This window comes from Acidithiobacillus ferriphilus, from assembly GCF_028215975.1.
GTDB classification, from domain to species: Bacteria; Pseudomonadota; Gammaproteobacteria; order Acidithiobacillales; family Acidithiobacillaceae; genus Acidithiobacillus; species Acidithiobacillus ferriphilus.
This window is the reverse complement of record NZ_CP116458.1, coordinates 2,521,643-2,534,427: the sequence shown is the minus strand read 5'-3', so window position 1 is coordinate 2,534,427 and position 12,785 is coordinate 2,521,643. Positions and strand designations below refer to the sequence as shown.

Below are 12,785 nucleotides of genomic sequence, written 5' to 3'. Positions count from 1 at the left end.
CGACTTATACCGGCATGCTGATCAAGGTTATGTATCCGCGCGTCAATTCATTTCGAATACCAATAAGCTCCTGAAAAGCAATGCTGCTCTTTTGCATGGAGAGCATGGTTTGTGACAGGGACGGGCCCCCGGGAACCTGGGCCGCAAATGCCTTTTCGTTGGCGCCGGCGGCGGCTTGTGCCTGCGAGACGATGGATAACCCGTGTGTAATCAGTGCTGCGAACCCGCTATGATCCGAGCCGACACCGCCACCAGCCGCTGAAATGGTAGGCAAAGACGGAAGCGTCTCCGTTTTGAGTTGGAGCAGGCTCTGCGCCAAGGAGGCGCCAACCGCCTGGATGGATGGGGTCACGTATATATTCTCCAAAGGATACAAACCGTTCCTTTGGAATGCAATAATTGTTCCAAAAATAACTTATTATTTTTCAGATCGTTGCGTGCCGTGGTTAAGCGCGCCGCCCGTTAATGTTTCGCATGGAAAATGCTGTGCAGGTGCGCAAGCATGTGGATTGCCTCATCCAGGTCTTCCGTTTTCCCAAAGGCGTTACCATGCGCAATTTTGTTGAGAATGAATTCATACGCAATGCGAAGGCGGGGCGCCAAACCCGGGGTTGACGCGTCATGAGCCTCTTCCTGAATCGGCAAGGCCGCCGTCCAGAACTCAACGATGGCGAATGCATCAAAAAGCATACGTCCCTGCTGCGCATGCTCGCGCTGCTCAATGGCACGTTTCGCGCCGGATAGCAAAGCAACACAGCGTTTGTAACCACGGTCCCACAGATCAATCGGGGTAGCGGTCTCATCGCGCACCACCTGATAAGGATTAGCCGCCACTGCTGCCCCCGAATAGATTGCTGAAGATTGCATTGAGCTCGTTGCTGGTTTGACCGGCAGAAGATGACGCATTCTCATAAGCCGAGAACTGTGCGATCATGGCTTGGATTTGTGCCTGAGTGGTTTTCTCATAGCTGGTGATCTGCTTATTCATCGCCGTAATCTGGTTTTGATCGCTGTTTTCGGCTTGCTGTAGTGTACCATTGGTGCCCAACGCGGAATTCAGAAGGCTCCCAAGACGTTGCGCGACCCCCTGGTTGAAGAAAAGGGTCGCAGTTGGGGTTACACCGGGGGCAATATTCAAAGACAATCCTTGCGCCGGGCCATTCTCCACGGTCATGCTACCGTTGGTTCCAGAAGCGCTATATCCATTCACCGTGCCTGAGGTTAGTGCGCTGCTGTTGGTGGTGACGTTTACTGTGTAGACGCCAGCGACGGTGCCGGCGGCAGAGCCTGCATATTGTACGTTGGGGTTGCTGGACCCCCCCATGGCACCAAAAAGACCCAGCACTTGGTTATAATTGGTGCTTAAGGCGGATGTCAGTGCGGCACTGTCAATGGTGATGGTGCCGCTGGAAGTCAGAGTGATTCCGGCATTCCCAAAGCCGATGGCATCGGCACCACCCGAGACACCACCTGCCGTGGTAGTGGAAATTAAGGATAACATCTGATTTTCGATGCTGCTGATGATGGGATTCCCCATCAATGGCCCACCGCTGCCAGATTGCCCGCTGGCGGCCCCCGGAGTATAAGCAGTGGCCTTTTGGATGGCTGTGGATGCCGCGTTAAAGGCATTAACGAAGTTGGCTATGGTGGTCTTTGCCGCTGTACTGGATGGAGACACGTCTATCGTCGTGCTGCCGGTAGCGCTCACCGCAAAGGAAACTCCCGGGATCGTCCCTGAAAAGCTGTTTGTGGCCGAAGTGACAGCAATGCCATTGACCGTGGCGGACGCATTTTGCGCTGACTGACTCTCCGTCATCGTTGTGGTTCCGGAGGTGTAGGCAAACCCGGACAGTGCCGAACCGGTCGTGCTGATGGTAAAGCTGTTTGCGGCCCCCGTCTGGTTGCCAGCCACTACCAACCGATAACCCGTTCCGTCATACACGAGACTCGCGGATACGCCAGCGCCGGCGCCGTTGATCGCATTTTCAATACCGGCCAATGTGTTATTGGTGCCGGAAATCTGCACATTAACAGTGGTCCCACTTCCGACCGTTATGCCGATGGTGCCTGTGCCCACCGTGGTGTTTTGACTGGAAAAATCTTGACTATAGAGCGATTGGGCCGCCGCAAGACCAGAGATCGTCACCTGATAAGTGCCAGATTGCGCTGTGTTATTTGCAGAGGCCGAAAGAATGCTGCTGTTTCCGACGGTGGCTTGGGTCTGCGCTAATGTAGAAAGATGATTCAATCCCTGTGTTGCACTTTGCAGCGAAGCCAGGATCGAGGAAATATTGCCCAGCGCGCTGATCTGTGTTTTTAGGGGAGTTTCCTGGCCCTGTAAAATTTTCACGGGAGCGTTATATTGATTTTCTGCCGCAGTGATCAAAGAGGTGACCTGACTGGAACTGAGTATACCGGATAGGGACATGCAAGCACCTGTTTAGCATCGGTGGTTTACCCACTGCCAAGTGCGCTCTGATTCAGGCGCACTTGGCAGTGGACACGGGGAGCGCCGAAGCGCTCCACATGGTGGTTTACGGAATCAACTTCAGATACGCCTGTTGCGTCTGGGTGGAAACTGAGAGTGCTCCGACACCCGCCTGCTGGAGGATTTGTGCCTGGGTCAGGTTTGTGCTGACCTGCGGGATGTTGGCGTCCTGGATAACCGATCGCGCTGCCTGATCATTGGTAGCCGTGGTCTGCAGGTTGCTCAACGCGCTCTGTACCCGCTGCTGCACCGCACCCAGCTGTGTTCCCTGCTGATTCAACTGCTGCAGGGCGTAGCTGATAATAGTGATGGCATTGCTGGCACCCTGCTGGGTACCCACGTTCACCTGGGTCAGATTGATCAGCGCGCTGCCGCTGGTGACGCCGACATTAGAGCCACCGGAAACCGTGAAAGCGTTGGCGGACTGGAAGGACACCAAACCCTGAACCGTGGCGCCAGAGGTGCTGGTCGAAATAGTGGTGCTGCTCGTACCGAGCGAGACCGCGCCACTGAAATTGGCGATGCTCACGTTATTGCCATTCACATCAGTTAAGACCAGTTGGTTACTGGTATTCACGGAGGCGGCGATGCCTGTGGTGGAAGTGTTGTTATTCACCGATTGCACGAGGCTGGAAAGTCCTGCCGCTGTATCGCTGGTTACGCTCGCCGAAATGTTCACCGCGTTAGTCTGGCTGCCGCTGGTGCCATTACCGAGAGAAAAGCTGATATCGCCGGTAGACGTAACATTGAACGCAACACTGGTATAGGCCTGTGCGTTGACCCCGGTCAGATTGGAGACATTATTAACACTGGCGGCAACAGAAGCTGCCGATTCGCCAGAAGAACTGACGCTCACCGATCCGCTACCGACACTGCCCAAGATGCTCATGCTGCCAGACGTGAAAGCGCCAGATGAGGAAATCACGTAAGAATTTCCGCCGGCAGTCCCATTTGCGGTATAAGTGCCGGAAGCCGCCGCCGTCTGATACACACCCAGGTTGGTCGCCGCGGTACTGCCGACGCTGGCATCAATCACTTGACCCTGATTGGCGCCAACCTGAAACTGGACGCCGGCAAAGCTGCCATTCAGCAGGCTGATGCCATTGAATTGCGTCTGCTGCGCGATGGTGGACACCTGTGCCACCAACTGACCGACAGTGGATTGCAGGGATGCCAGATCCGCGCTGGTGTTGGAACCGTTGGCGGCCTGGACCGCGATAGTACGGACGTTCTGCAGGATGTTCGTCTGTTGGCCAAGGGCTCCGGTGGCGGTCTGCAGCAGCGAGACGGCCTGGTTGGCATTGGAAATGCCCTGGTTGGAACCGTTAATCTGGGTGGTGAAACCCTGGGCAATGGTGTAGCCCGCCGGGTTGTTAGCCGGGCTGTTGATGGAAAGCCCGGTGGACAACTGATTTTCCAGGCCGGTGATGGTCTGATTGGTGGTGCCCAACGAATTCAGCGCGGATAGCGCGGAAACGTTGGTATTGATAGAACCGAAAGCAGTAGACATGATTTTTCCCTCATTGTGGTGAAAGGATCTCGGCGCACCCCGTGGTGCCGCCTTATCTCCCTTTACGTCACGCTTGTGGAATTTGTCCTTGCGCGCGAGACGGTCCATGCATCGACCCATACATCCAGATGGTCTTCCAGCATCCAGTGTGCCTCCACATGCGCCTTAAGGGCCTGTCCCGACTGTGCGAGCGCGGGGCGGTCAGCCACCGCGTCCTGGATAGCGTTGAGCCAACTCTGGTAACGGTTTTTTACCCGCAGTACCGGGAACCCGCCTTGATACGGGAAAATATCGGTGCAGATCACTGGAATACCCAATATCCCCATCTCTAGCAAGCGCAAATGACTTTTGCCTTCATTGAAAGGATGCATTTCGAGTGGAGCCACCGCCAGATCCAACCCCAGAGAGGCGACTTTTTGCGGGTATTGATCCAGTGGGACAGGCGGCACAAAAGTCACATAAGGACGCATTGCGTCAGGGCACATGCCCATAAATACCCAGTCAATGGATTGGTGCGTAGCCTTTACTACATCGGCAATCAATTCCAGATCACCCTGATGACTGACGCCACCGACCCATCCGACACGTGGTTTGCATCCTGCAAAGGGCTTCTCGCCGCCACCAGCAGGGCTGCTGACTAGGTTACCCCATCGTGCACGCTCCAGGTAGTTCGGTACCACATGGATATCATCGATCCAACCGCGATAGGCTTGCGCCAAAGGCTCGGTCGTTACCACCAATCTATCCATGGTCTTGAGCGCCGCGCGAAGTCGTGCGGAGAGATCCTTGTGCATTTGAGGACGATGCGCATTCTTCATGGGCAAATGAATAACCAAGTCATCCACTTCGAAGACCCGGAGCGTGTCCGGACTGTAACGTCGCCAGTTTTCGATGGTCGCCGACTGATGATTTTCCATTTGCAACTGGAAGATAACACTATCCGGCGCCAGTTGTGCCATTTCCGGTGGGGTCAGCAACTGCATGGATTCGATGGACTGGAGATGGCCAGAACGTGCCAGGGCCCGAGCCGGGGCAATAATCCGATACTCGCCGGTGCCTTCCCTATTGACTGGGTGAGCCAATACACGCGGACGCGGGCGCCAATCGTCCTGCCAGAACAAGGCTGGTACCATCTCATGTTGGAACCCGCGACCATGCCGGGTGAAGTTGGCATTATAGGCGGTATCCCGCCGCATTTTATTCCACCACTTGCGGAACATGCGATCGTTGCCTTCGGACAGGACATTCTGAGCCTTCTTCACGGCCTCCGGACTACCTTCGGTCTCGGCGCGCTGGCTAGCGGAGCCGTGGTGCATCAGAATGGCATCCGGAGTCCAGACCGTACGGTAACCATTGGCACCCAATTTGAGACAAAAATCTACGTCATTAAACTGAATAGGAAACTGCGAATCGAACCCGCCGACCTCCAAAAAGAGCGATTTGCGTACCGCCATGCAGGCCGCCGTAACTGCTTCATAATTCTGGGTGAGGATCAGGCGGCCATAATATCCACGCTCTGTGGCGTCAGCCCCTAAAAAAGGATGATCGGCGGCCCCGCCAGACAAACCAATGATCACGCCTGCATGTTGTATTTTTTCATTGGGAAAGAGCAGCTTTGCGCCAACTGCGCCGATGGCTGGACGTAGAGCGTGCCGCATCATATTGCGCAGCCATTCCGGATGTAGACAGGCGGTATCGTTGTTCAGAAAAAGGAGGACCTCACCGCGTGCCATTTTCTCTACAGCAGCGTTGTGCATGGCTGTATAGTCGAAAGGGCCTGGGTACCGGAATACGCGCAGGCGGCCCTCCATTTGCTCTTCGTTGGATTCCAGGGCGTCCAGATAGTTACAGGCATCCGGTGCGGTAGACCCGTTATCGATGATAACAATCTCGTAATTCGGCCATTCTGTTTGTGCGAGGACAGACTCCACGCATTGACTCAGGTAACCAAATTGATCCTTGGTGGGAATCAGTATCGTGACCAATGGCTCGCGTTCTAGTTCGTACACCACCCGATAGGTAGCCGGCACAGGACCATATTCCACCGTGGCCCGCTCGCCGGTACGCTGTAAATGGGCAAGAAGAGCCGCCCGCCCGGAGTCCACGATGGTATTTACGGAGAACTCCCCGCTCCCGGAGCGATGACCACGATGATAGAGTATCCGCGCCACATGGCCGATCAGTGGTTCAGCGTTTTCAGACAAAACCTCCGCGGCCCGCAGGATGGCGTCATACTCCTCGGCGCCGGGGAAAGAAGACGTCAATCCGCCGATGGCTTTGAGAAAGTCCTTGCGAATGGCGAACAATCCACCGATATAAGGGAGACTACGCAGCGTGTCGAGATGGAAATCTGGCTTGCAATGCGGATGACTATGCCGACCGTGGTCGTCTACCAGATCTTCATCGCTATATACTGCACGCCATTGCGGATGCGCGGCTATGGATACCCCCAGACGGGCCAAGGCATCTTCTGCCAGAAAGTCACCAGAGTCTACAAAAACAACCCATGCATCTTCCGGATTGGGAAGCGCAACAATGGCATCGTTTATGGGGAAGCCCTGAACTACTGACCAAGCAGTTGGCAATTCAGGCCAAAGAATGGGAATTTCCGTGGATGCTTGCAGGACGATTACCGCGTTCGGAGTGACAATTTGTTTGATCAGGCTTTGCACCGCGCGCTCGGCAGACTGCACATTACGTACCGACTGACGGAGGACGACCTGGAAAATTGGCGCGGTTGGAGATTGCCGAGCTTCTAGCAGCCATTCCCGCTCCTGTGCTTGTAATGCTTGGTTTTGCCGCCAGATTTCCTCTGGCGTTGGAGTCGATTGCAACTGCATTTGAACGCAGTTGCGGTCCTCGTCAGCGGACGGCAGCGTATCTGATGCCATTTCGTCCGCCGTGGCGCTTAAACGAGCTGTGAAGAGATGTTGCAAAGCGGTCCATTCATCAAAGGCTTGCGGCGTGACGCCATGCAAGGCGCCGCCTTGAATATTGATCAGTACGGTATGATCTGGACGACCTTGATGACTGAGTCGCACATCGGGCACCAGCCCCGTATAAAGCACCTCGTACCCGCAAGCCTGGAGCATATCTGCTGCGGTTTTCTTGGTGAAGAACCGCAGGTGGGTTATGTCGAGCAAACCGCTATCGGCATACGGCCAGTCGCCCGCGCACACCTGCCGCATCACTCCCAGGTTGCGTACGTTGGGCAAGGAAACGATAACCTGAGCATCATGGGTCAACATGGGGCGAATCCAGCGCAAAAATTTCCAAGGATTCTCCAGGTGCTCCAGTATGTCAGCAAGTATAAGCGTGTCTATCGAGGCAGTTTTGATGCCGGCCGAAGACAAATCACTAAGGGTGGGGTCTTTGGCGCTGGTTACCACTGCATCCAGTAGCTGTCGGGCTCTGTTGAGGGAGTCTGGATCAATATCCATCCCGATTACTCGCGCATCCGGCCACTTTTCCTTGATGAGCTTGCCCGTAGCACCGCCTCCGCAGCCGACATCCAAGACGAGTCCTGGGCTACGAAAAAATGCATGAACTAGTTCGGGGCGTGGATGGTTGTGATATTCCTCGAAATGATCGGACATGTGTTAAAAAATCCCCAGAGCAATAAATCCATTAACGCCGTAATGCAATGTTTATGCCAATTTTTGTTCGGCGTGCTTCCCGCTCCTGCGTTGACTCCCTAATATCCTAGAAAAACATGCAATCTCGCGCATTCGTTGGTTTTACCGGCTAGTTTTTCTTCTAATGATCGGATCCTATCTAATGCACGGGTACGCTCATATATCAAAATACGTTCTACCCAGAACAGGAATTCTTCACGGTCATCGAATATCAGCAGATCATAGATTTCTTGGCAGGGAACGACGATTCTATCAATCTCTGTCCATGTTTTGGTATCAAAAGCGACGATTTTTGCCTGCTGATGCTCACTCTCTACAGTGTTACGCGAAGCACTTAACCCAACAAAGAGTATCCCGTCCCGCCAGGCAAGCCCACGTGAATAGCCGCCAATGTTCAAGGTGCGTTGTAGAGTGAATTCCATCGTGTACTGCCTGATATTTCCAGTCTCTGAGTCGCAAAGATACAGATAGCCGTCCTGTGCCGTGAGGATGGAATGTGGTTGGCTCAGACCTTCAAGCCAAGGATTTTTGGTGTCATGAATGGATCGAAGAAAACCACGGGTGGCGGAATTGTTTTTATAGCCACGTGCCTCTGAAAAATCCCCAAAAGCCGTAAAACAAAGTTCTTCGTGGACGATTCCCAGACAATTAATATGCCACGAATCGCGATGCTCAGAGAACTGCCACCGTCCCGCTACAGTTTTTTTTGCAACGTCCCACTGTAAAACCTCTGAAGTTTCGGTGGAGACGAGATAAAATCCCTGTTCAGTGAGCAGAACATCATGAATATCTGCCCACGGCCCACGATATTCTTGTCCACCTTCAGCGTTGGTTAGTACCACCGCATCCTCAGCCTGAACAGCACGAGCCAACTTCCCAGGCGCCAGCGATAGTCCGCATGTAGGTCGATCATCCAAACAAATAATGGCATCGTTGCGGCATGAAAAAACGCCCCCTCCTTGATTGGGAGCGCTAAAAATAATGTCGTCGAACACATGCATGATACATCTACCAGGGCTAGCGTCGTAGCAGTAATCGCTGCTGAAGAGAGACATAGGCTTCCAGCGCATTTTGAAACGGCTGTGATGGATCAATAAACTGAACACCCAACAGCACACGTTCGCGCCCGGCTGAATGGTCATCGGGCGTGCCTACCTTTTCCATGCGCACAACCTGGGCGATACTTCCGTAATGCTCGCCCTGCAAGTTCACAGTGATTTCCAATCGTTGCCCAATTTCTATCGCAACTGGACATTCGAGATAGGTCGAGAAAGATAGTTGCGCACCGGTAATGCTTAGATCATGGGTAAAGGCCGATGTTGACTTGTAATCGACATGATCACCCCATTGAACCGTCAGGCTTTGTGCGGTATCCAGATCCACGGGGACCCGGTAGGCGTTACGACGCTGGGTACGCAGCAAGGCCTTTGGGAATGCCAATGTCACCGCCTCATGACCATCGCTGTGCCGGATAACTCCATCCGATGTGGTCTGAAATCCATAATGATAGCCATCCTCGGCGCGACGCCAGCGCACAGTTACTATCGTACCCTTTTGGGGGATTCTGGAATGCCCCACGCCAATATCCAGCAATATGTTTGGTGTTGCGTCTTTCAGAAAATGCATACTGGACGAAATATTTTCAAAGGACAGGTCCACCAACGCTTGCTGTGCACGTGCGGAAGCAATAATGCGAGCTATCGCTCCTCGAGGGATTGCTTCCCAACCGACAAGATTTTCGTGATGCGGATGCACAGATTATTGCTCCTCTTACAGTTTGAGAGTCGTAAAGAGGTTCATTCCTTGAATGGCGGAAAAGGCACCAAGCGCCGCTTGCAGTGCCGTGCTGCCCTGCTCAAAGGCCGTTGCCACTGCCGGGAGGTTGGCGGAGATGAGGCCGCTTTGGGTGATGGCATCATTGGTCTGCTGGGTGGAGTTTGTCTGACTGACTGCGTTGATTTGGGCCAGTGAACTGCCGACGGCGGCCTGTCCGGTCAGCAGTCGAGTGAGGCCTTGATTGAAATTAGACAAGATGTTATTCATCCCCTGATCAAATTGCGCGCCTGGCGCACCGCCGGATCCTCCCTGGGAGAGCAGGGTAGACATCTGCTGCACAGTTTGGAAGAGGCTCTGGTTTTTAGCGGGCGCAATGGTAAAAACATCGCCGGCCGCAGGTGTGCCTTGCAAGGTGAACTGACTGCCCGCCACATCAATGACCGTATTTGGTGTATATGAGCCACTGGCGACCGTGGTTCCCGATGCGTTAACGACCGCGTACCCGGAAGCTCCCGCGGATCCTGTGCTGAATTGCAGCGAGTAGGACTGATTCTGCACGTCCATGGCGGTGGCTGCGGCCAAGTTCGTAACGCCACCCACGGCCACCGTTGCTGCACCAACATTACCGCTTGCCGCGTTCACTGCGGCGTATCCATTACCTGTAGGAATATCCATCAATAAAAATTGCCCAGAAAGTGATGTCGGGATCGTCAAGCCTGGCGCGATTTGCAGACGATTTGTGCCGGCATTTCCTTCATAGGAGACGGCGCCGCCATTGAGCGCGAAAGGACTGGTACTGCTCTGGCTCCCAGACAAGAGATAATTACCGTCCGGGGTTTGAGAGTTGCCTAGCTGTAGTAGCTGTTGTAATCCTTCGTTCACAGAGATGGCCAGCGCCTGTCGGTCCTGTCCGTTCACGGTTCCATTGGCGGCAGTAAGCGCCGTTTGCCGCAAAGACTGCACCAGGCTGCTGATGCTACCTATGGTGGAAGACAGGGTCTGCAGACTGGATTGTGCCAACCCGGCGGTTTCTCCGTCAAGCGTGAGTGCGGCAATTTGTTGCGTGATTTGCACATTCTGGGATGCAGCCGTCGGATTGCCTCCTGGATTGCTGATCGCCTGACCAGTGGCGAGCTCCTGGTTCAGCATCGTGAGTTGCGACTGGTCCGCCAGAATGGCATTGGTAGGCAAGGCGTAGCTATTGGGGGTGCTGATGGCCGAAATCACGATTTCGCTCCTTATATCGATTGCAGCAAATTCTGGAAAAGGGTGTTGGATGTCTGAATCACCGCAGATGCTGCCTGATAGGCTTGCGTGTAGCTTACCACCAGAGCGGCTTCTGCATTCAGGTTGACGCCCGAGATATTGGAGAGTGCGGTTTTTGCCTGGGTCAACGTAGTCTGTGCCACAGCACCGCCCTGATTAACACCCTGCAGCAGATTACCATAGGAGTTCGACATGTCTGCGGTGAACTGATTGAGTGAGCCCGCAGAGAGTGCCGGCAGGCTGGCCGCTTGTGACATGGATACGGCATTAGCATTGCTTCCTGGAGCGCCGCTGCTCAAAGTAAAAGTGTCTCCAGAAGCTGGTGTACCACCAGCCCAGGAAAAAACAAAAACGGATCCGGACGCCAAGGAGTTGGAAGGATACTGCACTTCTAGCGCGGTAGTGCCACTCGCGGACCATGTGCCAGACGCAACAAAGGCCCCGCCACTGGTCGTAACGTTGAATTGCGTGCCGCCTGAAAAGGTGACGGTCAAGGGTTGCCCGAAGAAGCCGGAAGCAATCACTGCCGCGCCCGATGCAGCCGAACCTGATGGCGCCAGTACCATCCCCGAAGACAGAGTTTCCGTGCCTGCATTGGTATTGACCAATCCACCATTTTTCAGGGATCCAGCGCTCGCCACATAAGGGGCTGCGGCCGCCACCTGATTGGGATTAGTCATGACTACTCGAAACGAGCCAGCGGTACTGCCTACCGGATTCACCAAATAGCTATCCCCTGTCGCAGGGGTGCCACTGATACCCACGGTCATACCGCCAAAAGCTAACTGACCTCCAGAAGCAGTCATCGCTGTGGTGCTTCCGGTACCGTCATTTGTAACGTTCCACTGAGAGCCGTTGTATTCCAGCGTGAAGGTGGTGGGGGGGGTGGCGGACAGATCGGTAATCGCCGCCGAAACAATGGCACTACCCGAATTGCTCCCGGCAGGGAAAACCTGCGGGCCACTGACGGCAAACACTGGCCGACCGATGTTACCATTGAGATCCACACCCTGGGCCTGCTGTGTATTGGTAACCGCAGCTATGCCTTGTGCCAGTAATCCAAATTGTAACTGAATAGTGCTGACCTGCTGCTGCGCGGTAATGGCCCCGCCGAGCTGACCACCCGTGATCTTGCTGGTAAGTACCTGCCCGGTGGGCTGGTAAATAATACCCGCCTGACCGGCTTGCTGATAGGTGCCGCCCGTTTGCACCCGAAGTTGCAGACTTTGGCTTCCATCTACCAGTGTCGCACCGCTTTTCGTGGCAACGATCAAGGTCCCGTTGGGTTGCTGGATGGTGCTGATACCCACTTGGCCAGCCAGAGAAGTCAGAGCGGCACTTTGCTGGTCCAGCAGGCTATTGGGAACTTGGGCTCCCTTTGGGTTTTTTAGAATTTCTTGGTTGATCGACGCCAGTTGAGTGCTCAATCCGTTAATCGTCGATACCGATTGCTGCATCTGCTGCACCAATGAGGTTTGGGTGTTACTGATGCTTGTGGTCGCGTTCTGATATTGCGCGGCCAAGCTCCCCGCTTGCGAGAGCACGCTTTGCCGGTTGGGAATGCTGGAAGGATTTGTCGATAAAGTCTGCACGGATGCAAAAAACGCTTGGATGGCTGCCGGAAGCCCAGATTGAGTGAATCCCACCGGGAACAGGCTGGAAAGGGTGCTCAGTGTGTTGGCTTGCCCGCTGAAGGTCGTTGCCAGGGAGGTTGCATTGAGCACCTGGTTCTCGGCATAACTGCTGAAGTTGCGCTGAATCGACTGCGTGCCAACGCCTGCGCCCAGAGAACCGTAGGCCTTGGGCTGGCTAGCATTTTCGGAAAGGATGGCGGTCTCTCTGACATAACTCGGTGTATTCTCATTGGTGATATTGTTGGATACTGTCTGCAGAGCGTTTTCGCTCGCTAGTACGCCGGACAAGCCCACTTGGAGAATGCTGGTTAATGACATCGTTGGTGCTCCTTCTATAAATCACGCCACGCAATTTTCTTTCGCATCCTACCTAGGGAGATTACGACACAAATGCCGTTCCTGTGCAGACGCTAACTTGCACAGGACAGTTCTGCCTGTGGGGTAAAGCGAGGAGAAGTCATATCAGGCAGACGCCA

General features: G+C 54.4%; 9 protein-coding genes. All 9 read right to left on the bottom strand.

Going from position 1 to position 12,785, the window contains the following annotated elements:
• Positions 1–4: 4 nt before the first annotated feature.
• A complete protein-coding gene (locus tag PJU76_RS12760) occupies positions 5–352 on the bottom strand; it encodes a flagellar hook-basal body complex protein FliE (RefSeq protein ID WP_271779814.1) in 348 nt (115 codons plus the stop codon).
• A gap of 110 nt (positions 353–462) precedes the next feature.
• Positions 463–834 carry a flagellar protein FliS gene (locus tag PJU76_RS12755; RefSeq protein WP_271779813.1) on the bottom strand — a complete coding sequence of 124 codons (372 nt, stop codon included), beginning with the start codon at positions 832–834 and terminating at the stop codon, positions 463–465.
• A complete protein-coding gene (gene fliD, locus PJU76_RS12750) occupies positions 824–2,428 on the bottom strand; it encodes a flagellar filament capping protein FliD (RefSeq protein ID WP_271779812.1) in 1,605 nt (534 codons plus the stop codon). Before fliD ends, PJU76_RS12755 begins: the two co-directional genes overlap by 11 nt.
• A gap of 106 nt (positions 2,429–2,534) precedes the next feature.
• Positions 2,535–3,998 carry a flagellin N-terminal helical domain-containing protein gene (locus PJU76_RS12745; protein ID WP_215860038.1) on the bottom strand — a complete coding sequence of 488 codons (1,464 nt, stop codon included), beginning with the start codon at positions 3,996–3,998 and terminating at the stop codon, positions 2,535–2,537.
• Between the two features lie 62 nt (positions 3,999–4,060).
• Positions 4,061–7,594 (bottom strand): glycosyltransferase, encoded by a 3,534-nt coding sequence (locus tag PJU76_RS12740; protein WP_271779811.1) that lies wholly within the window; start codon positions 7,592–7,594, stop codon positions 4,061–4,063.
• Positions 7,595–7,692: 98 nt separating this feature from the next.
• The gene (locus PJU76_RS12735) at positions 7,693–8,634 is read right to left on the bottom strand and encodes a DUF4915 domain-containing protein (protein WP_271779810.1); all 942 of its coding nucleotides are present in this window, start codon (positions 8,632–8,634) and stop codon (positions 7,693–7,695) included.
• A gap of 16 nt (positions 8,635–8,650) precedes the next feature.
• Entirely contained in the window at positions 8,651–9,388 is a 738-nt protein-coding gene (locus PJU76_RS12730; RefSeq protein WP_271779809.1) for a flagellar brake protein, read from the bottom strand.
• Positions 9,389–9,403: 15 nt separating this feature from the next.
• The gene (gene flgL / locus PJU76_RS12725) at positions 9,404–10,636 is read right to left on the bottom strand and encodes a flagellar hook-associated protein FlgL (RefSeq protein WP_271779808.1); all 1,233 of its coding nucleotides are present in this window, start codon (positions 10,634–10,636) and stop codon (positions 9,404–9,406) included.
• A gap of 11 nt (positions 10,637–10,647) precedes the next feature.
• Positions 10,648–12,627, bottom strand: a complete 1,980-nt coding sequence (flgK, locus tag PJU76_RS12720) for a flagellar hook-associated protein FlgK (protein WP_271779807.1) — start codon at positions 12,625–12,627, stop codon at positions 10,648–10,650.
• Between the last annotated feature and the right edge of the window lie 158 nt (positions 12,628–12,785).

Bases quoted from the DNA above. Each gene is read 5' to 3' on its own strand.
- PJU76_RS12745 (WP_215860038.1), bottom strand. From the start codon at position 3,998: ATGTCTACTGCTTTCGGTTCTATCAATACCAACGTTTCCGCGCTATCC.
- flgK (WP_271779807.1), bottom strand. From the start codon at position 12,627: ATGTCATTAACCAGCATTCTCCAAGTGGGCTTGTCCGGCGTACTAGCG.
- PJU76_RS12740 (WP_271779811.1), bottom strand. From the start codon at position 7,594: ATGTCCGATCATTTCGAGGAATATCACAACCATCCACGCCCCGAACTA.
- fliD (WP_271779812.1), bottom strand. From the start codon at position 2,428: ATGTCCCTATCCGGTATACTCAGTTCCAGTCAGGTCACCTCTTTGATC.
- PJU76_RS12735 (WP_271779810.1), bottom strand. From the start codon at position 8,634: ATGCATGTGTTCGACGACATTATTTTTAGCGCTCCCAATCAAGGAGGG.